This window comes from Anaerocolumna cellulosilytica, assembly GCF_014218335.1.
In the GTDB taxonomy this organism is placed as follows: Bacteria; Bacillota; Clostridia; order Lachnospirales; family Lachnospiraceae; genus Anaerocolumna; species Anaerocolumna cellulosilytica.
Genome location: NZ_AP023367.1, coordinates 62,797 through 84,192 on the forward strand (window position 1 = coordinate 62,797; position 21,396 = coordinate 84,192).

Annotated in this window: 19 protein-coding genes and 1 other annotated feature; of the genes, 13 read left to right on the forward strand and 6 right to left on the reverse strand. The window is 36.9% G+C overall.

Annotated elements, in window-relative coordinates:
- Positions 1-15: 15 nt before the first annotated feature.
- The 9 genes from acsn021_RS00275 to acsn021_RS00315 all read left to right on the forward strand — a co-directional run bounded on the left by acsn021_RS00275 (position 16) and on the right by acsn021_RS00315 (position 10,132).
- Positions 16-1,494, forward strand: coding sequence for a type II secretion system F family protein (locus acsn021_RS00275; RefSeq protein WP_184093104.1), 1,479 nt, complete (start codon positions 16-18; stop codon positions 1,492-1,494).
- Between the two features lie 156 nt (positions 1,495-1,650).
- Positions 1,651-1,848, forward strand: a complete 198-nt coding sequence (locus acsn021_RS00280; protein WP_184093103.1) for a Flp1 family type IVb pilin — start codon at positions 1,651-1,653, stop codon at positions 1,846-1,848.
- Positions 1,849-1,879: 31 nt separating this feature from the next.
- Entirely contained in the window at positions 1,880-4,318 is a 2,439-nt protein-coding gene (locus acsn021_RS00285) for a DUF5702 domain-containing protein (RefSeq protein ID WP_184093102.1), read from the forward strand.
- Between the two features lie 179 nt (positions 4,319-4,497).
- Entirely contained in the window at positions 4,498-5,454 is a 957-nt protein-coding gene (locus acsn021_RS00290) for a TadE/TadG family type IV pilus assembly protein (protein WP_184093101.1), read from the forward strand.
- A 259-nt stretch (positions 5,455-5,713) separates the two neighbouring features.
- Positions 5,714-6,127, forward strand: a complete 414-nt coding sequence (locus acsn021_RS00295; protein WP_184093100.1) for a prepilin peptidase — start codon at positions 5,714-5,716, stop codon at positions 6,125-6,127.
- An 8-nt stretch (positions 6,128-6,135) separates the two neighbouring features.
- Positions 6,136-6,699 carry a TadE/TadG family type IV pilus assembly protein gene (locus acsn021_RS00300; RefSeq protein ID WP_184093099.1) on the forward strand — a complete coding sequence of 188 codons (564 nt, stop codon included), beginning with the start codon at positions 6,136-6,138 and terminating at the stop codon, positions 6,697-6,699.
- A gap of 122 nt (positions 6,700-6,821) precedes the next feature.
- Positions 6,822-8,675, forward strand: a complete 1,854-nt coding sequence (locus acsn021_RS00305) for a DUF6382 domain-containing protein (RefSeq protein WP_184093098.1) — start codon at positions 6,822-6,824, stop codon at positions 8,673-8,675.
- A gap of 150 nt (positions 8,676-8,825) precedes the next feature.
- Positions 8,826-9,065, forward strand: coding sequence for a TIGR03905 family TSCPD domain-containing protein (locus tag acsn021_RS00310; RefSeq protein WP_184093097.1), 240 nt, complete (start codon positions 8,826-8,828; stop codon positions 9,063-9,065).
- Between the two features lie 2 nt (positions 9,066-9,067).
- The gene (locus acsn021_RS00315) at positions 9,068-10,132 is read left to right on the forward strand and encodes an undecaprenyldiphospho-muramoylpentapeptide beta-N-acetylglucosaminyltransferase (protein WP_184093096.1); all 1,065 of its coding nucleotides are present in this window, start codon (positions 9,068-9,070) and stop codon (positions 10,130-10,132) included.
- Positions 10,133-10,219: 87 nt separating this feature from the next.
- Here the strand turns inward: acsn021_RS00315 and acsn021_RS00320 are convergent, their stop codons facing one another.
- Positions 10,220-10,633, reverse strand: a complete 414-nt coding sequence (locus tag acsn021_RS00320; protein ID WP_184093095.1) for an HIT family protein — start codon at positions 10,631-10,633, stop codon at positions 10,220-10,222.
- Between the two features lie 163 nt (positions 10,634-10,796).
- On the opposite strand from acsn021_RS00320, the gene acsn021_RS00325 reads away from it, so the two are divergent.
- Entirely contained in the window at positions 10,797-11,540 is a 744-nt protein-coding gene (locus tag acsn021_RS00325) for a sensor histidine kinase (RefSeq protein WP_184093094.1), read from the forward strand.
- A 139-nt stretch (positions 11,541-11,679) separates the two neighbouring features.
- On the opposite strand, the gene acsn021_RS00330 is transcribed toward acsn021_RS00325, so the two are convergent.
- The 3 genes from acsn021_RS00330 to glpK all read right to left on the reverse strand — a co-directional run bounded on the left by acsn021_RS00330 (position 11,680) and on the right by glpK (position 15,448).
- A complete protein-coding gene (locus acsn021_RS00330; protein WP_184093093.1) occupies positions 11,680-12,678 on the reverse strand; it encodes an SCP2 sterol-binding domain-containing protein in 999 nt (332 codons plus the stop codon).
- 4 nt (positions 12,679-12,682) lie between these two features.
- The gene (locus acsn021_RS00335) at positions 12,683-13,801 is read right to left on the reverse strand and encodes a rhomboid family intramembrane serine protease (protein WP_184093092.1); all 1,119 of its coding nucleotides are present in this window, start codon (positions 13,799-13,801) and stop codon (positions 12,683-12,685) included.
- Positions 13,802-13,957: 156 nt separating this feature from the next.
- Positions 13,958-15,448 (reverse strand): glycerol kinase GlpK, encoded by a 1,491-nt coding sequence (gene glpK / locus acsn021_RS00340; protein ID WP_184093091.1) that lies wholly within the window; start codon positions 15,446-15,448, stop codon positions 13,958-13,960.
- Between the two features lie 225 nt (positions 15,449-15,673).
- Positions 15,674-15,878: a binding site (T-box leader), on the forward strand.
- 80 nt (positions 15,879-15,958) lie between these two features.
- Between glpK and proS the strand changes: the two genes are divergently transcribed.
- Positions 15,959-17,392 (forward strand): proline--tRNA ligase, encoded by a 1,434-nt coding sequence (proS, locus tag acsn021_RS00345; protein WP_184093090.1) that lies wholly within the window; start codon positions 15,959-15,961, stop codon positions 17,390-17,392.
- A gap of 43 nt (positions 17,393-17,435) precedes the next feature.
- On the opposite strand, the gene acsn021_RS00350 is transcribed toward proS, so the two are convergent.
- Together acsn021_RS00350 and acsn021_RS00355 are read right to left on the reverse strand one after the other, a co-directional pair.
- A complete protein-coding gene (locus tag acsn021_RS00350; RefSeq protein ID WP_184093089.1) occupies positions 17,436-18,032 on the reverse strand; it encodes a nitroreductase family protein in 597 nt (198 codons plus the stop codon).
- A gap of 212 nt (positions 18,033-18,244) precedes the next feature.
- Positions 18,245-18,691: a MarR family winged helix-turn-helix transcriptional regulator gene (locus tag acsn021_RS00355; RefSeq protein ID WP_184093088.1), complete on the reverse strand. Its 447-nt coding sequence runs from the start codon at positions 18,689-18,691 to the stop codon at positions 18,245-18,247.
- Between the two features lie 296 nt (positions 18,692-18,987).
- On the opposite strand from acsn021_RS00355, the gene acsn021_RS00360 reads away from it, so the two are divergent.
- Positions 18,988-19,851, forward strand: coding sequence for a CPBP family intramembrane glutamic endopeptidase (locus tag acsn021_RS00360; RefSeq protein WP_184093087.1), 864 nt, complete (start codon positions 18,988-18,990; stop codon positions 19,849-19,851).
- Positions 19,852-19,996: 145 nt separating this feature from the next.
- Positions 19,997-21,388 (forward strand): CCA tRNA nucleotidyltransferase, encoded by a 1,392-nt coding sequence (locus acsn021_RS00365; protein WP_184093086.1) that lies wholly within the window; start codon positions 19,997-19,999, stop codon positions 21,386-21,388.
- The last annotated feature ends 8 nt before the right edge of the window (positions 21,389-21,396 follow it).

The following is a 21,396-nucleotide window of genomic DNA, read 5'->3' on the forward strand; positions in this document are numbered from 1 at the left end:
GGAATGGTTGTCTATATGATATATTTTAATATTGTATTTGCTTTTGCATTTCTTTTGGCTTTTATTTTGACCAGAAGATATGAGGCGGATTCTATAGCAGACCTTAATGAAAAAGAACATCCCTTAAAGCTTTTATATCCCCTGGTTTTTTTTCTTCTGGACAAGGCGAAAGTATCTCGATTTATTGGGGGAAGCAAGGGTACGAAGGATCTTGATACACCATTACGTGCTCTTTATATTGGTCAGCCAATTGAGACAGTTAAAAGGCTTTATAATGGTAAAAAAATAGCATTGGTTATTCTTATACTGTTTGCCACCAATATCCTGTCACTTTTCATTCATTTACAGAATAGCCAAGTAAATGAGCTGTTACAAGGAAAATATCTGCAAAGACCCGGTATTACAGAAGACAGTAAGTCCGTAGAGTTACAGGTTACTGTTGAATCAGAGGAAGGACAAGCCTTACAGGAAGAAATAAATCTTACGATAGATGAAAGACAGGCGGTTTCTTCGGAGGTTGAAAGGTTCTTTGTACAAGCAATAAGTTATGTAGACTCAGTTATTTTAAAAGAAAATGCATCGCCAGAGGAAGTCAGGACGGATTTTTATTTTCCAGCTTCTATACCGGGTACTGGTGTTCATGTGGAATGGGCAACTGAAAATCTGGATTTAGTTGACCGGAAAGGGGGTGTTCATAATGAGGATTTAACCGGGGAATCAGTCATTGGTGTAACGGCAGTTTTCAGCTATCAGGGTAGACAAAAAGAGTATACCAGATTCTTTAATATATTACCGAAAGAATACTCAGTGGAAGAGCTAACCAGACAAAGTTTGTTAGAGGCTATTAGACAGAATAATGAAAAGTCTTTAACAGAAGAGGTGATGGAGCTTCCGCAGGAGATTGGGGATAAGAAAGTTATCTGGCAAGAGGTTAAGAAAAATTCAGGCAGTATGCTCTTAATGTTTGGCGGATTAACTGCACTTGCTCTATATTTCGCTATGGATAAAGACCTGAATGACAAGGTTATTAAAAGAAATCAGGAGATGCTTCTTGATTATCCGGAAATCATAAACAAGTTTACACTTTTGGTTGGTGCGGGTATGTCCTTATCCAATGCATGGGGCAAAATATCAAAAGATTATAAAGATAAAGGAGGTGAAAAACGGTTTGCTTACGAGGAAATGACTATAACCTACAGTGAACTTATGATTGGAACCTCGGAAGAAACCGCCTATGAAAGGTTTGGGCGAAGAGTGAAGCTTTTACCATATTTAAGGTTTAGTGCTTTATTAGCTCAGAATGTGAAAAAAGGCTCCGTGGGGCTTTTAAAACAACTTGAACTAGAGGCAGCAGAGGCCTTTGAAGAAAGAAAAGAACTGGCAAAAAGGATGGGTGAGGAAGCAGGAACAAAGCTGCTCTTACCTATGATGCTGATGCTTTTATTGGTTTTAGTTATTATAATGGTTCCAGCGTTTATGTCCTTTCAGTTTTAGTAATAAAAAAGCATAATAATTATTATGCCATTTCCTTGATTGTGGGCATGTGCTTTTCGAATTGAAGCTTTTTCAATTAAAGTAATAATTCAGTAAGGCGGTTATAAGAATTAGATTGTTAGCAGGTATTGATTACAATAAGTTAGGAGAAAAAATATGCTAAAGAATATTATAAAAGAATTTATTACGGAAGAAGAAGGTATTGGTGTAGTGGAAATAATACTAATATTAGTAATATTAATTGGGCTTGTGGTTATATTCCAAGAGCAAATTGGCAGAATAGTTAAAAAGGCTTTTGAATCTATAAATGGTGGTAGTGATGATATTAATAATCATGATTATGGTGTGAAATAAGTTCCGCTTATAATCTGAAATGAGGTTGGGTATGGGTAAAAAAGCAGAAGGAGTAATCACAGTATTTTTAAGTTTAATACTCTTGCTGGTAATGGCAATTACCATGACTACCATAGAGGCATCCAGAGTGAGTGCAGGCAAAGTTATGACGGAAAGAGCTTTGATAACAGCTATGGATTCTGTATTGGCGGAGTATTATAGGCCATTGTATGAGGAATATCATATTTTTGGACTGGATAGTGGCTATGGTACGGATTCTACAGATACAGATAAGCTGCTTTATAAAATGAAGGAATATATGGAATATACCTTTGAACCTTCTAAGGAAATGGAGCGAAAGGATTATCAAAACGCCTTTTTGCTATACGGTATAGAAAATGAATCTTTAACATCAAATAAAGCCATGTCTATGCTTGATTTGGAGGGAGATTTATTTATAAACCAGGCAACTGCTTATATGAAATACAAGGCAGTAGAGAACAGTCTGGAAGGGTTTTTCAAAAATAATGCTGCATTGGACGAAACGAAGGAAGCACAAAAGGTATTGGATGAAAAGCAAAAAACAGAGAAAAGTGTATCTAAGCTGGATGAAAAGGTTCTGAAACTTATGCAAGCCATTGACGGCATTTCTTTAAAAAAGGAAAAAACAGTCAAGGTATCAAATAATAATGTTGTTATTAAAGATTACTTTGTAAAAAAGATAAATGTTCAAGGTGTCTCTATGGAAAGTGTTGGTGTACATAATGAATGGGTTTTCCAGTCACTAAAAAGCCATTACCAAAACCCTACCCATACGATTCAAATGATACAAGAAGATATCAAAGCATTAGAACAGAATGCACCTCTAAAGGATGAGGCAAGGATACAATATCTGTATGTATCATTAATTGACGTTAGTAATAAAAGTCCGGAAGAACAGAAGAGTCATTATAGAAGGTTAAGGGAAGCCAAAGAAACATTAAGACAGTATGAGGACATTGAAAGAAACCTTATAAAATCAGTGAAGGCAAATATAAAAGCCTTACATTCCCTGTATGCCGGAGTTTTGGATACTATAAAAACCGCAAGAAAATTAATTGATGAAATACTCCCCTTACAGGAAGAAGCCGCAGGAAGGATTACTGCTTATGAAACAGTAGTAAAGGACAGCAGCGGTAAAGTTGACCCGGATTTCTATAAAGGTTTGCAGGAGGATCTAGAGACTCTGCAACGATATAAAGGAACCAATGAAGGCTCAAATGTCCAGGGGAGTTATAATTTTAATGCTATGGAACATACCTTAGCAAGAAATCAGGTATTATTAGAAGAATTGCTCCAGGCATCTGATATAAGTATTGATACTTCTCCGGATTCCTGGGAAGCAGTAAAGAGAGTAGCAATCTCTATGAATGGTCGAGTGCAGGGTTATAGCTACGATGCTTTACAGTTTGACTATAGTAGCTTTAAGCCGCCAGAGGAGAGCGATTCTTTTTTTCAGGGAGTAAAAGATTTAATTAAAAACGGGATTCTTGGACTGGTTTTAGATAAAGATACTTTATCAGAGCTTAAGTTAGAAGGAGAAAACTTACCTACAGATATAAAAGGAATTGAGGAATCAGGTATTTTTACAGATTTAATCAGCTTGTTTACGGATATGGATTTAGAGAAGGGTACAGATTTGCTATCAGGTTTTTTCTCTGGAACAGAAGGTTTTTCTCAGTCCATGGAAACCGTAGGAAATGAACTGTTAAGAACTGTTTTGTTCCAAGAGTATCTGGGAGACCAATTTAGAATGTATGAAAAAGAAGCTGTTAAAGAAGATAAGGTTCTTCAATATGAGCTGGAATATATTTTAATGGGGCGGGATTTGGATACAGATAATTTGAATCTAGTTATACAAAAAATAGTATTAATACGAATGATCCTTAACTTAATTACTTTATGCAGTGATGGTATTAAGTCACAGAATGCAAGAACTCTTGCCATAGCATTTGTAGGTTTTACTGGTATGCCGGCGTTAATTAGTGCCGTTAAATTAATCATATTGGCGGTTTGGGCTTTTGTTGAATCTTTGGTTGATGTGGCTGCATTACTTGAAGGTAAAAAAATTCCCGTAATGAAAAAAAGCAGTCAGATTCGTATAGAGCTTACGGATATTCCGGCTGTAAGCAGAGCAATGATAAAATCGAAGGTTTCAGCTATTACAGAGGGGGCCGGAGCACTTTTACTATCCTACAGAGATTATATCAAGCTTTTTTTGTATATGGAACCAAAAAACAAAAAGAGCTATCGAGCGCTTGATTTAATACAAGAGAATATCAGAAGCAAATATGAAAAAACTTTTTATATGAAAAATTGCTTAACAGGTATTCTGGTAGAAGGAGAGTTTAAAATGGAAGCCAAGTTTATAAGATTTCCGATTGTAAAGGACATTCTTGAGGATTATGGGAAGGGCTACACCTATAAGGTTACCAGAGAATACACATATTAAATTCTTTATCCCGGAATGGATGGGGATATCCGTTCCTATTTTATAATAAAAAAAGGAAAATTCTCTCTCCAAGAAAGCATCATCCAAAGCATATATTCTGCAAAGGGCGGATATCCCCATCCATTCCTAAAACACTTAACTGGTGGATGTTGAATTAGGATTCGGAATCAGGAGAAATCATGGGACAATATAAGAAAACCAGAACAAAAGCAAAAGGCTCTCTGACTTTAGAAGCGGCTTTAGTAGTGCCTATATTCATATATGCCATTCTTGCCTTTATATATTTTCTTCAAATTATTAACATACAGGAGACTATACAGCATGCCTTAACCGAAACTGGACTGGAATCGGTTCGATACGCCTATGTTTATGACTATATAAAAGAATTTGATAATAAAGAGAACGATATTGGTAATGGAGCTCCTCAGCTTCCGGATAACCAACAACCTTCTGAAAAAGAGGAAAAGGAAGTTGATACTGCGGAAAGTAAAGACAATGAAGAGAAAAAATCAAGTGCTGAGGCTATTGCAGCAAAACTCATAGATAGTATTTATTTTAAGTACAGGCTTGAAAATTATATTTCAAAAGATTTTATTAACAACTCCTGTATTAAAGGCGGCATGGGGGGTATTAGTACATATTTATCTGAGTTTATGGAAGAAGATGATACGATTGACATTATTGTGACTTACCGGGTTAAATTGCCTCTGCTCTTTTTTAATCTCGATGATATTATGCTTATTCAACGTGTTCGACTGCGTGGGTGGACTGGATACATGCCGGAGCTTGAAGGTTCAGAAGGGGATAGCAAAGAGGATACAGAGGAAGAGGTGGTTTTTATTACGGAGACCGGGACGGTGTACCATTCCAGTAAGAGCTGTACACATTTGAGACTATCCACTCGTAAAGCGCTACTAGAGGAGATCAAACAACTTCGGAATGTTTCGGGCGGTAAGTTTAAAGCATGTAGTTTATGTGGTTCGGATAAGACAGAGGGACAGAACCAGGTTTATATTACAGATACCGGAGACCGATATCATTGGAAAATAGATTGCTCCGGACTAAAGCGAACCATAACATCAATTCCTATATCAGAAGTTGGAGGTCGTACAAAATGTAAGCGATGTGGAAAATAAGTGTATTGTGCAGTATACCGGTATATACAAAGGCTGTCATGCATAACTTGGCTATACTAGTCAGGTGATTGCAAACCAATAATTCTGACATATAAAAAGACAGATTCATTCATCACAATTGACTTAGATGATTCTAATGGTTGATAGGAAATTTATTGAAGAAAAGTATGTCTGAATTAGATTCTTTTCATTTAATTTAATTATTAGAGGCAGTACTGCAAATAATGCGGTACGAGAAAGGTATGTTATGGAGTACGTAATGAGTACAACAGTAGGAATATGGCTTTTATTGTGCAGTTTACAAGATATTAAAAGCAAAAAGATTCATCTTTATTTAATTGGACTCGGGTTTATAGCTAGCTTGGTAATCTCTTTCGTATATCATGATGCAGCCTTCTGGGAAAGAGCCGTTGGAGCAATTCCTGGATTATTCCTGCTGGCATTAAATCCGATTACCAGAGGACAGATTGGGTTAGGAGATGGATTGATTGTGCTTATTTTAGGAGTTTGCTTAGGTTTTACTTTAACAGCTTCCATGCTCCTGCTAGGCTTGTTTGCATCGGCACTATATTCAGCGATTCTTTTACTATTTAAAAAGGCAGGAAGAAAAAAGACCATACCTTTTGTACCTTTTCTATTCTTGGGCTTTTTGGGGGTATTAATAGCAGGATGAAAAAATGTGTGAAGGGTAGCTATACAGTGGAAGCGTCATTGTTGTTTCCAATAATCTTTTTTATTATAATCTGGCTTATTTATCTGGGATTTTATCTGCATGATAAGAACCGCCTAAATGTAATTGTAGATGATTCCTTGCTAAAAGCCAGGTATCTAATCGAAAATGAAACAGACCTTACTGCCGGTGATGTTAATTACGAGGTATATATCAAAAGGGGAGTATTGTATGGATTTATAGGCTCATTAAACGAGAAAGAAGTATTACTACTGGAATATGTTAATAATCAATTAAAATCTGGGTTGTTAATTGCAGATAACATAACTGTGCAGACAAGACTTGATAGGTGGAAAGTTGGAATGGAAATAAATGCTGATTTTAGTGTTCCGATTATTCAGGTGCAGAAGCTTTTTAGACGGAAACTGACACTTACCGCTGTTAAAGAAATTCCTTTAATGGATACGGAAGAATTTTTACGTATGTTCGATATTTTTTCAGGTGTTGCAGAAAAAATCCCGGCAGCAGAAAAAGTATTAAATGGATTAAGCCGGTTATTAAAAAAAGTAAAATAAATATCCGTAACCTTCTTCGTGAAGCATACATTTAAAAAGTGTTATGCGATATAAATATTTAATGCAAATTTTGTGCCTGCGTCCGTAGTTTACGGGCTTCAGAAAGGGGAATGACTAATAGTATGTTAAAACCAGAATACATACGTGATATGAACTATAATTATATGGTCTTTAAGGGAGAAGAAGGGGGAGCTTCATCCCATGGCATCAAAATGCTGTTAAATAACACCATTCCGGGCTTATTAAGAATGGAACTTAGATGTATTGATACCCTGAATCTATATTATTATGATATTACTTCGTTGAGAAGTATAGATACAATTTATGAAAGAGAATCCTTAAGTTATCATGTTATTAAAAATCTATTAGAGGGGATTTTGAATAGTATAAAATGCGGGAATGAATATCTTCTATCAGAGAAAGATTATATTATTACACCAGAATACATCTTTATGGATGCCAAGGAAACTATCAAATTATGCTATATGGCTGGATTTTGTGAGGATTTCTTTTCTCAGATTTCGAAGTTACTGGAATTCTTATTGAATAAAGTTGATTATAAAGAGGAAGCTGCTGTTTTACTGGTGTATGCCTTATATAAAGAAAGCCGAGAGCCTGATACTACTTTTGACAAATTACAGGCAATATTAAAGAAACAGTTTACCAATGAAATATTGGTTAAAAAGATTACAATGGAAGAAAACAACCAGGCTCAGGTTACTAAATCATATAAAGAGCTGCAAGTTTCCCAAAAGGCTGGAAGTTCCTTGATGAAAAGCACAACCGTATCGAATCAAGATGGTTTTCAAAATGGGGAGGGAAGCGGTGGTAAGCCTGCACTGGGCAAAAGCTTTAACAGACTGGGGAATGGAATTATTAAACAAAAGAACAACGCTGTAAAACAAAAGGATAATGGCATTAAAAATAATAAAAGCCTTACGAATAAAGATAAAAATAAGTCTAGGGAATTTGTGAAGCTTCAGAGAGAAAAAGTATTTAAAAATAATAAAGAATCAAAAAATATCGGAAGTAACCATGAGAATCGTATTGAAATAGAAAACCAAAAAGAATTCCAATATTATGGTATAAAAGCCTTTATTCTTGGAGGTATTTCATTGCTGGGAGGAACGGCTTGCCTTATAGTAGGGTTTATGGCAAGGCTATTTCAGAATAACCTGGGTACAGGAACTGATCTGGTAAAGCTGTTAAGTTGTATTGTAGTACTGCTTTGTTTAGAAGGGTATATCCTTACAAAAATTTTTGATCCCAAAAATAGACAGATAAAGTATATAACCTTATTAGAATATGCAGATACAAATGAAGCAGAAACAAAAGGTTCTGTTTTATATTCCGAACAACGAGAAGGAAATCAAGCTTCTAATATATGTTCATCGTCCCCGCAACTGGCCGGCTCTCAGGAGGAAAATGGGCAGTATTGCAATGTGTCAAATGAAATGTTAGATGAGCAGGGGGATACAAAGCATACCTATAATGATACGGAGGATAAAAACATTATGTTGGATAACTCCACCAGTGAGGAGTATGATAATGCAACAGTTATTTTATGGCAAGGCAGTTCAGGGAATGAAGATATGGACAAGACAGTTATATTAGCTGATTTAACCCCAACTAAGCAATATTTTATCTTACAACTGCCACAATTTGTTGCAGAGAGTAATGATACGGATAAAAGAGATAATCTGCCGGATGAAAAATTGGAAATCAAAAAATTTCCTTTTGGAATTGGAAAACAAGACAGGGGTAATCAATTAGTAATTAAGCATAGTACCATAAGCCGAAAGCATGCAGTCATAACGAAAGAAGGAGATCGGTTGTTTCTGACAGATTTACATTCTACCAATGGTACCTTTGTAAATGGGAAGCCACTTCTTTCAAATCAGCCAATGGAGATTACTGAATTTGATGAAATTAAATTTTCAGATATATCCTATCGCATAGAAGTCTTAACAATCTAATCGGTTGCTGTTGATTTATGTACATGGATTCCATTTAGAGGATTTTTTTATTGCGCCTTGGAAAAAAGGTGTTATAATGATAAGGAAACTATTCGTTTCATATATTTGTAAAAAAGATTGAATGGTACATAGAGAAAGGAATTGATCATTATGACATATAAAACTACCGGCGTATGCTGCCAGGAAATTACTTTTGAAGTTGAAGAGAATATTATTCAGAAGGTCTATTTTAAAGGAGGATGTTCCGGAAATACACAGGGTCTGTCCAAATTATTGGAAGGAATGGATGTGGATGACGTCATTAAGAGATTAGAAGGAACAAAATGCGGAAACAGAGCCACTTCATGTCCAGACCAGTTGTCTAGGGCGTTAAAGGAATGGAGGGTCTAAAAATGAAGCGTATTGTCTTAACCGGCGGTGGAACGGCCGGTCATGTAACTCCTAACATAGCACTGCTTCCTGCTTTGAAGCGGGAAGGATATGACATACATTATATTGGGTCCTATGATGGAATTGAAAAGACCTTAATAGAGGAGCTGGATATTCCCTACCATGGCATTTCCTCCGGCAAATTAAGACGATATTTTGACCCTAAAAACTTTAGCGATCCCTTTAAAGTTATGAAAGGTTTTTTTGAGGCTTCCGCCTTGCTTAAGAAATTAAAACCTGATGTTATTTTTTCCAAAGGCGGATTTGTATCGGTTCCGGTTGTACTGGCAGCGAAAGGAAAAAAGATTCCGGTTATTATTCATGAATCGGATATGACACCGGGACTCGCCAATAAGATAAGTATTCCTTCTGCTAAGAAGGTGTGTGCTAATTTTCCAGAGACGGTTAAATACTTACCGGAGGGAAAAGCAATCCTTACAGGAACACCTATTAGGCAGGAGCTTTTTTCCGGTAATAAAATTCTAGGGCTTGACTTTTGCGGCTTTAACAGAAGTAAACCAGTACTTTTGGTAGTAGGTGGAAGTACTGGTTCTGTTGTGGTGAACGAAGCTGTCAGAGGCGTGTTGCCTAAATTGCTGGAAAAATTCCAAGTGGTTCACCTTTGCGGCAAAGACAAATTAGATAATAAATATGAGAATATGCAAGGTTATATCCAATTCGAGTATATCAAAAAAGAACTAAGTGATTTGTTGGATGCAGCGGATGTGGTTGTATCAAGAGCTGGTGCAAATGCAATCTGTGAACTACTAGCACTTAGAAAACCGAATATTTTAATTCCTCTTTCTGCTGCTTCTAGCAGAGGCGATCAAATTTTGAATGCGGAATCCTTTGAGAGACAGGGGTACAGCTATGTTGTAAAAGAAGAGACTCTTACACCAGAATCCTTATTAAAGGCGGTTGAGACGGTTTATGAGAAGCGAGCTTCCTATATCGAAACTATGACAGAAAGTAAGCTGAACAACTCTATTGAGACAATTATTCACATTATTAAAGAAGTTTCGCTATAACTGGAAGTCAAAGGAAAAAAATGTAAAAAAAGCTGTTGAACATCCGTTTATAAAAGACGGTTTACGACAGCTTTTCTTTGTGTAATTCTACATTTTATTGCGGATATTTTCTGCTACTTTTTCTGCTTCTCCTTGGGAGTAACTGCCTGTTTTCCAAGAGATGGTGACGGTATCATCTAAGTATCTTGGAATGACATGCATATGGAAATGGAATACGGTTTGCCCTGCAGCCTCACCATTGTTTTGAAGAATGTTGATACCATCACAATTTAAGGCTTCTTTCATGGCCTTGGATATTTTAGATGCAATAGTGAAGATATGTGAAGCAGTATCTTCATCCATTTCAAAAATATCTTTGAAATGTTTTTTGGGGATTATGATGGCATGTCCCTTGTTCGCTGGGGAAATATCTGTAATTACTTTTACGACGGCATCCTCATATATTGTGGTTGATGATATTTCATTCCCAATAATACTACAAAATATACAATTATTACTCATATTTCTGCCTCCTGTTCTATGGTGTTTTTACTAGTTTCTTTTATATTAAATTTTAGGAACTCTGATAAAGTATTTTAAATGTATATACTGTCGTTTCTTGTAAATGAGATTATATTGTATAATAATCCATATTCTGCTAATATTAGCTTAGGAGGTGAACAAAATGTTTACGAAGGAAGAAAAACAAAAGCTAAAGGAATTAATTGATTCCAACGAAGATTTTGCTTACTTTATCAATAAGACTTTAAAAGAGTGTAAACTTCGGACCTCGCAGATATCCCATGAGCTTCGCAATCCATTAACCTTGATTAAAAGTACCTCCCAATTAATTGAATCTACGCATCCTGAAGTAGGGAATATTAAATATTGGGGTCAACTAAAGGAAGATATTAATGAAATGGAGCTCCTATTGACGGAATATAGTAATTTTAACCACAGTGAGGTCATATCAAAACAAGATACGAATTTCCTTCTACTTCTAAAATCTGTATTGAACAACTTTCGTCCACTAGCTGAACAAAGCGGTATTGAACTATCGCTTACCATAGCAGATAAAGATATTCCTTACTACACTAGTTATTCTTTAGACCCAGTTAAAATAAAACAAGTTTTTAACAATCTGATTCGTAATGCGTTTGAAGCCACCAAGAAAGGCAACTTTATTAACGTAGAATGTACCGTTTCGGAGCCCTCCCATCTAACAATCGGCATCCATAATAACGGTGAAGAGATACCCACAGACTTATTACCCACAATATTCCATCCATTTGTTACCCACAAATCTGGAGGTTCCGGTCTGGGATTAGCCATTTCATCCAATATCATTTTGGCTCATGACGGAACATTAAATGTTAATTCATCCAGGGAAAAAACAAGTTTTATCATCCAACTTCCCTTAGCGGGATAACAGTATTATTGTACTACATATCGTTTATTTATGCTTGACTAAACAAATAAACATAAATAATATCCCAACTCCAAAAACCTGTTATATCTTCAAAGGATTACCTTGTCCGAGGTAATCCTTTGAAACTCTTTTAAAGGCGTTAAATCATATTAAACTGGAATATACTATCAAAAGTTCTTAGGGTCTTAAAGTTACCTTTTGCGGTTAATTCGCCAGTCATAAAGGCACGCTGCATCGTCATACGTCCGTCAGTAATTTTCGCAAGGATATCTCTGGTTGTTTTTGCAGCTACATCTACTTCAGCTTTTTCGCCGTAATAACAATTCAAATGAGCTTCATTTACTTCAACAATAAGAGTTTTGTCTATATCACTCAGATGTATAGAGTAACAGGCTTCAAAATCTTTCTGAGGATGAAAGTTATCTTTCATATTCTGAATAAATTCAAGTGAATTACCAGTGGTTTGATTGCCTAGCATACCTTTAAACATTTGAGCTAACTCTTCGATATCTTCCTTTTGTTTTTTTACATAGGTATCATCGGAGACATACATAGAGAGTTGTTCATTTTCCTGGGGCGTCAAATCATTCGTACTGCTCTTTAACAGGTTTTTCCTCATGACAGTGTTACTAAGGGGCAGTGTTTTAGATTTTTGGTTTATTGCTTTATAAAATAGCTCTGCCTGCTTTTCAATAATTTGTGTATAAGCTGGATTCGTCTCGAAATCAACATGATCTTCGACGTAAGCACGTAAGCCATTACAAGGAATTCCTCCGAGAATCTCCCAGGCTTTTGTTAAGTAAAGCTCGGCTTCCCGTTCTCCAAAACTATTAGCCATAACCACGGGCAGCATATACAACTTGCTAAGATGCTCTTTATCGCCGTACAGCCAGCAGGCATCTAAAAACTGCTGCATGAAACCACCGATACCAAACCATTCAACATTAGTGGCAAGTATAATACCATCTGCATCTTTCAAGGTTTTAGGAAGCATGGCGATTCCATTTTTTTCTTCATAAAGGTTATATCTAACTACCTGTACACGGATTTCTGTCAGAACTTCAGTTAGTTTATTAATTACATAGAGTGTGGGATCCTCAATCAGTCCCCTCCCGCCGTAATATATATTTACATTCATGGCATTAACCCCTTTCTACGTCCCTTTTCTTTGGTCTTTTATAAAGTATGGCGGCTAATAGAATACCTGCCAGTAATCCGCCTATATGAGCGGCATTATCTACACCCTGGCTGGTAAGCCCTCCGTATAAACTAAAACATACAAACATAAATATCTGTCTGGTACTTATGTTTTCCAGCCGTCCTTTGTTAACAGCCACAACATATGCCATGGCGCCGACAACTCCGAAGATAGAACCAGAAGCTCCAACTGAAATGGCATTTATATTTTTTAACATATTATACCCCATGGAGGATATACCTGCAACAATTCCTGAACCAAAATATATTAATACATATCTCCATTTGCCAGTTGCCCGTTCCAGATTATCTCCGATAAAGAGAAGTACAATCATGTTATTGACAAGATGGTCAAGGCCTGAGTGCAGAAACATATAAGTAATAAGCCGGTAGAATTGATTATAATATTTTACGGCAGGCCAGTATAGAGCACCGCCATTAACGTAGGATTCCATATGGTATCTTTGAGATAAAAAATCCAATATTATAAAGATAAGGATATTTGTTGCAACTAAAAAAGTATTGCATAAGGAAAAATATCTGGATACCGGCTTTTTTATGCCGGTATTATCATAGACCGGATTACCGTACTCCTCTCCACCACCATGACGAGCTTTCCCATCGTGGTAATCATCTGTATCGGAATTGTCATTCGTATGATAATAAGGACTAGCTTTTGATAAAAGTAACTCTAAACCGTCTCTGATACCGGCAAAATCAGAAGTATGGTTTTCGTATAATATCAGCCGGTAGTCGTTGGTATCAATAATCCAGCAGTCGCTGTCATCACTTGCAACGGCACGTATTTTTTTTGTTGCACTGGTTAGAAAAATCGTATGGACTTCTATCATCTTATCGTGTTTTGCAGATAGATTATGACAAATTTGTTCCTTCATATTTAAGTACTGGTCTCTGGTAAACTCTACACCGGTGGGACAGTCTAAAAGAAGCAGAAGTTTTATCTTAAAATTATCGTTTAAGTAATACAGATAGATACCATGTACATTAACACGAATATTTTGATATCCTTTTTCTGTTAGGTATAACTTAAGCTTTTCTATCATAGTCCTGCTTCCTTTCTTTTTGCTTTAGCTAGGATTTGGGCATCAAAAAACTAACTATTATATAGAACTAGCAATTTGTCCAAAATGAAAAAATCCATGCTTAAACTACAGTGTAAAAGAATTTAAATTCATTTCTAATTTGAACACTTGTTTAAATTAATCAGCCCAGTCTAAGGAACGCCCTAATGCTTTACGCCAGCCTTTAATAAGCAATTCTCTTTTTTCCTGCTTCATAATAGGGGCGAAGGTTTGGGAGAGTGCCCAGTTTTCTTTTATTTCATTTTTGTCTTTCCAATAACCGGCAGAGAGTCCGGCAAGATAAGCCGCTCCTAATGCTGTCGTTTCTATACAGGATGGGCGCAATACCTGGACGTCTAAAATGTCTGACTGGAATTGCATTAAGAAGTTATTAGCAGAGGCTCCGCCGTCTACCTTTAAGGTGTTTAGTAACAGGCCGGAATCCTGTTCCATTGCTTTTAGAACATCGTAGGTCTGATAAGCAATGGATTCTAAGGACGCACGAATTAAATGCGCTCTGTTAAAGCCCCTTGTCATACCGACAATCGTCCCTCTGGCATACTGGTCCCAATAAGGAGCTCCAAGACCGGAAAAGGCAGGAACTACGTATACACCATTGGTATCCGCTACAGATTTGGCAGCTTCTTCAGACTGGCTGGCGGTGCGAATAACCTGAAGCTCATCTCTAAGCCACTGTATCACGGCACCTGCTACAAAAACGCTGCCTTCTAAGGCATATTGAATTTTACCTGCTTCGCTGGCAGCGACAGTAGTCAGCAGGCCATTTTTTGAAGTAATTATATCTTTACCAGTATTCATTAGCAAAAAGCATCCGGTACCATAGGTGTTTTTCACTTCACCCTGTTCAAAACAGCATTGTCCAAAGAGTGCTGCCTGCTGATCACCGGCTACTCCCGCAATGGGAATTGAAGAGCCAAGCAGACCTGATTCTGTATGTCCGAAGATATGGCTTGAAGGTTTTACTTCGGGGAGCATGGATGCAGGAATGTTTAGAAGCTTTAGAAGTTCTTCATCCCATTGTAATCTTTTTATATCAAACAACATGGTTCTTGAAGCATTTGTATAGTCCGTTGCAAAGACTCGGCCATTGGTTAATTTCCAAATAAGCCAGGTATCAACGGTTCCAAACAGTAGATTTCCTTTTTCAGCTTCCTTTCTTGCATCGCTTACATGGTCTAAAATCCAGCTGATTTTTGTACCTGAAAAGTATGCGTCCGGAATCAAACCTGTTCGCTCTCGAATCAATGTATCATATCCCTCATTTTTTAGGTTTAGAATGATATCAGAGGTTCTGCGGCACTGCCATACAATCGCATTATATACAGGTTCACCTGTGTGCTTATTCCAAACGATGGTGGTTTCTCTTTGGTTGGTGATTCCAATTGATACAATTTCTTCTGCTTTGGTACCTATTTTTGCCATTGCCTCTGTGGCAACACTAATTTGTGAAGACCAGATTTCCATTGGATTATGTTCTACCCAGCCGGATATGGGATAGATTTGGCTAAACTCCTTTTGCGCGATGCTCACAGCCTGCCCTTTTTTATTAAATAAAATACATCTTGAGCTGGTTGTGCCTTGGTCTAAGGCCATAATATATTTTTTCACAGGTTACCTCCGCATGATATGTTTTGCTTTCTACGGTTCTCCATACCGTCATACTATCTTATGGTAGATTATACTATTATTTTACTTTTAATACAAGGCAGACAAAAGATTCATATAGGTTAGAGGGTTAAAAAGAGACTACTAGTGGCAAAATAAAAATAGAAAAATCATTAAACAGTAGAATAATACAACTTGACAAAAAGTAATAACTAACATAAAATCATGAGTATAGCGATGATGAGGATTAGTATATAAATGTTATCCTGCCAGAGAGAGAATTGATAGGTGTGAGATTCTCAGGAGAGCCTTATAGAACCTACCTTGGAGCACTGTATGAAAATACAGCGTAGGCCGGCGTTAACGGTATTTAAGGAGAACTGCTTCTGGCAGTTAATTAGGGTGGTACCGCCGAGGTCTTTCGGTCCCTTGTGGAGGAAAGGCTTATTTTTATGCCTTTCTATACTTACTGATATCAGTAGGTTAAAACAATTTTAAGAAGGAGAGATCATCATGGCTAAGGAAAAGAAATTAGTTGAGGCAATCACCTCCATGGATGAGGATTTTGCCCAATGGTACACAGATGTTGTAAAAAAAGCAGAATTAGTTGACTATTCCAGTGTAAGAGGTTGTATGATACTAAGGCCCAATGGCTATGCCCTTTGGGAAAACATTCAGAAAGAATTGGATAAAAGATTTAAGGATACGGGTGTCGAGAACGTATATATGCCTATGTTTATACCTGAAAGTCTGTTACAGAAGGAAAAGGATCATGTGGAAGGCTTTGCACCGGAAGTAGCCTGGGTTACTCATGGCGGGCTGGAACCTTTACAGGAAAGGCTTTGTGTTAGACCTACGTCAGAAACTTTATTCTGTGATTTATATTCTAATATCATTCAGTCATACAGGGATTTACCTAAATTATATAATCAATGGTGTTCTGTAGTACGTTGGGAAAAGACCTCAAGACCTTTCCTGCGCTCTGTGGAGTTTTTATGGCAGGAAGGCCATACGGCACATGCCACTGCAGAAGACGCAGAGGAAAGAACCATTCAAATGCTCAATGTATATGCAGATTTTTGTGAACAGATATTAGCGATACCGATGATTAAAGGCAAGAAGACAGATAAAGAAAAGTTTGCCGGAGCAATGGCAACCTATACAATAGAAGCATTAATGCATGACGGTAAAGCGCTTCAATCCGGAACCAGTCATAACTTCGGAGACGGCTTTGCGAAAGCATTCGACATTCAATATACCGATAAAGAAAATAAACTACAGTATGTTCATCAAACCTCATGGGGACTATCAACTCGTATTATTGGTGCTATTATCATGGTGCACGGTGATGACAGCGGTCTAGTACTGCCTCCAAGAATCGCGCCAATCCAGGTAATGGTTATTCCAATTGCTCAGCACAAAGAAGGTGTACTTGAAAAAGCTGCCGAACTAAAAGATAAGTTAGGAGCTTTCCGTGTTAAGGTAGACGACACAGATAAAAGTCCGGGCTGGAAATTCAGTGAACAGGAAATGCGGGGTATACCGATTCGTATTGAAATCGGGCCGAAGGACATGGAAGCCAATCAGGCAGTAATTGTTAGACGTGATACCAGAGAAAAAGTTGTAGTATCATTAGATGACCTTGAAAAAGAAGTGGAGCAGATTTTAAACACCATGCAAAATGATATGTTAGAAAGAGCAAGGGTGCATCGAGATACTCATACCTCTGTAGCAGCAGATTATGAGGCGTTCAAAGAGGTAATTGCTACTAAGCCGGGATTTGTAAAGGCTATGTGGTGTGGAGATAAGGAATGCGAAGATAAAATTAAAGAAGAAACAGGCGCTACTTCTCGTTGTATGCCTTTTGAACAAGAGGAAATCACTGAAACCTGTGTATGCTGTGGAAAAAAAGCCAAATCCATGGTCTACTGGGGAAAAGCATACTAATATAAAATCAGAGGCTGCTTTTAGAAAGCAGCCTCTGAAATTCTTATTTGAATATTATAACTCTTTCTTCTAAGGAGTTATATTGTTTGTCAGAAGGTCCGGCAACCGGTTTTCCAAATGGCATCTGAGCTATTAACTTCCAGGAATTATTTAAGTTCCACGCTTTCTTTACTTCTGCTTCAATCAGCTCACTATAGTGCTGTAAGGAAGCTCCTAAACCTTCTAATTCCAGTGCGGTCCATACAACATATTGATGCATACCGTTTGCCTGTTGTGCCCAAACCGGAAAGTTATCCTTATATAATGGGAAGTTTTGCTGTAAATCTTCTATTATGCTGAGATCCTCAAAGTATAAAACAGTTCCGTAGCCAGCTTTAAAGGAATTGATTTTTTCTTCTGTAGAAGCAAACTGGTCAGCAGGTACAATTGCTTTCAAAGAATTTATAGCGATATCCCATAGTTTATCATGTTCTTTACCTGTTAATAAAACAAATCTGGTACTTTGGGAATTAAATGCAGAGGGAGTATGTTTTATAGCGTGCTCCAGTACTTCCTTTAATTTATCATCAGATATAGTACTTTCTTTACTTAGGGCGTATATAGTGCGTCTGTCTTCAACTGCGTTATAAAAATCTTTCATGGGGTTTTCCTCCTGTTTTAAATAAAGTATTTGATTCTTTAAGTTAGTATATGCGTTTCATTTGTTTGGTATTTAATGGTGAATATATTACTAATTAGTACAATGTGATTATTTTTTAAGGTGTATATAGCTCCCACTGCATGCCGCATCTACTTAAGATGTGGCACTGCCTTAAATCTGGGTGTGAAATTGTTTTAGTTTTCAATTTCACATTAGACACCTGATAATTTCTTTAATGTTCTTATTAAATTTCTTTTTTCATCATCTGTTAAAACCGAAAATATTTCATTAATATTTTCCTTATGCCTTGGAAATATACCTTGTATTAAGGCCCTTCCTTTATCGGTAATCCGAATCAGATTCACTCTTTTATCAGCAGGATCGCTGCATCTGCTAACCAATCCATCCTTTACCAGATTATCTATGACTACCGTCATATTGCCTCCGGTTGATAATATTTTATCTATAATCTCACAAATCCTCAAGTCGCCTTTATGGTATAGTACCTCCAGTACTGCAAATTGTGAAACGGTTAACCCACCTTCCTTTATTGTCTTATACTCCCTTTTATGAACACTTTGGGAGCAACGGCTTAAGGCAATTAATGCTTTCAGATTAAGTTCTTCTGTATTACCATATTTTGTTTTGTTGTCTTCCATACCATTAATATATTACTAATTAGTAATATTGTCAATAGCTTTTAAAAAAATTTATTTGAATTGGGAATTGTTATAAAGATAGATTAGAAGTATAATTGTTACCAATAGTCCTTCGTTTGTTAATTACTAAACTGAGTCAATTGAATATCCATTTTTATGGAATTGGATGAAAGCACCAAAAACAGGTTCTGATGGGGTGACATAGCACCTTTTTTGGTGATTTCACTTACATCCTTGTTATAAAGAAGGATTTTCAATTGCCGAAATTACTAAAACTTATAATAGGAGAGCAAAGTATGAAAAGGGTTGGGAATATTATAATATCCATATTACCAATACTGGTATGTTATGGAATCCAGATGGTAGTATATACAGGAACACTTATAATTTATGGTCTCATTCAGGGCTTTCAACTAGCTGCAATGGGGGAAACAGATCCGGTTATAGCCACGAAATATATTTTAGGCGGACTAAGTGTAGAGGTATTGTTGTTAATTTCAGCTATATCTGCTCTGTTGGCTTTGGCGGTATTTGGTATTTGGTATAAGCTGCTTACTAAAACTGAAGTAAGAACGGATTATAGCAGATTTAAGAAGCCTAAGAATCTGATGTCGATTCTATTTATAGGCATTGGCCTTCAGATTGGTATAACCTTTATCCTTAGCATTCTAGCTAGTTTAAAGCCGGAGTGGTTTGAATCATATGTTAAAGTTATGGAGCAGCTAGGAATGGGAAATACCCTGTTATCCACAGTGTATATTGGTTTAATTGCTCCTTTTTCAGAGGAATTCATCTTTCGAGGAGTTATTTTAAAGTTAGCCCGCAGGGCATTACCTTTCACTGTGGCAAATATATTGCAGGCATTATTGTTTGGTATTTATCACGGCAATCTGGTTCAGGGCATTTATGCCTTTATTATTGGTATGTTCTTTGGATTTGTATGTTATAAATTAAAAACCATAGCAGGTTCCATTCTGCTTCACATGGTTATAAACATAAGTGGTCTTCTGCTTGAGTATGTCCTTACGGACCGGGTTCTTCAGATGCCGGGCATGGTAATTATACTGGCAGGCTTATCTATTGCAGGAATTGTCTATGGTACAGTAATGCTAACTAAGCGGGACGAGGTGGATGAATTCGATTTATCAAATTATCGTTAATGAAATATAATTGTTATCCCTGAAAAGTTCGGCTATAATATAAAGATAGATTATGGGATGTCTGAAAGCTAGTTGTTTCGTGGACTTATGTTCAGGAGGAATAGTTTCAGTTACACTATGGGAGAAGATGCAGGAAGGAATTGACATGAAGATACATTTACCACAAAATGTGGATTATATTATAAATGAGCTGATTAAACATGGATATGATGCTTATGCGGTAGGGGGCTGTATCAGAGACTCTATTCTTGGTAAAGAACCAGAGGATTGGGACATAACAACCTCTGCGAAACCTCTTGAAATAAAACAGATATTTAAAAGAACCATAGATACGGGAATTCAACATGGAACGGTTACTGTTATGCTTGATAAGGAGGGGTATGAGGTTACAACATACCGGATTGATGGTGAATATGAAGATAACAGGCACCCTAAAAGCGTGGAATTCACCACAAACCTGACAGAAGATTTAAGACGCAGGGATTTCACTATTAATGCCATGGCTTTTAATGAATTAGAGGGTTTGGTAGATGTATTCGGGGGATTAGACGATTTAAAAGACGGTATTATCCGCTGTGTTGGAAGTGCAGTGGAGCGATTTGAAGAAGATGCCTTACGGATTCTACGAGCGGTCCGTTTTTCTGCTCAACTGGGGTTTTGTATTGAAGAGGGAACCATACAAGCCGTTAAGGAAAAGGTGCAAAATCTGGAACATATAAGTGCGGAACGAATCCGTGTGGAGTTAAACAAATTGCTCCTATCGCCCCATCCCGAAAAACTACTAGACGCTTATAGCACAGGAATAACAAAAACGATTCTTCCTGAATTTAATGCTATGATGGAAAGAGATAGTGTGGGTTCTCTACCAAAGGAAACCGTAGGTCAAAACACCCTAAAAGCTATAGCATTAGTGGGAAATTCCCATAAGACAGAAACAGTTTTTGGGCACTTAACTGAACAAAAAGAATATACGAAGCAGGAAATTTTAATTCTTAAGTGGGCGATGCTGCTTAGGAGGATTGCCGTACCAAGGGATAGTTCAGAAATAGAAGTAGAAGAGGATTTCATATTTCAGGACAGAGCCAGTGCTGCCACTGCGAAAGAAATATTAAAAAGATTGAAGTTTGATAATGATACGGTTGATACTGTATATCGTCTTGTTTTATGGAATACGTACACGATTCCTATAACTGCTGCAAAGTTACGCAGGTCAATATATCAGGTAGGAGCTGATATTATGGAACTCTTATTGGAAGTGCAAAAAGCAGGTTTGATGGCAGAAAATGCAAGCGATATGGAATGTGAATGTAAAAAACTGGAACAAGCATCGGAGCTTTTATATGAGATAAAAAGTAAAAAGCAATGTGTTTGTTTAAAAATGTTAAAAATCAACGGAAAAGATTTGATTTCCATAGGATTTAAACCAGGTGTAATCCTAGGTGAAACTCTGGAAAAGCTTTTGCTTAAGGTAATCGAAGAACCATCCTTGAATGACAGAGATATCCTGCTTAAGATGGCGTCGGGCTATTTAGAATGATTCTGAGT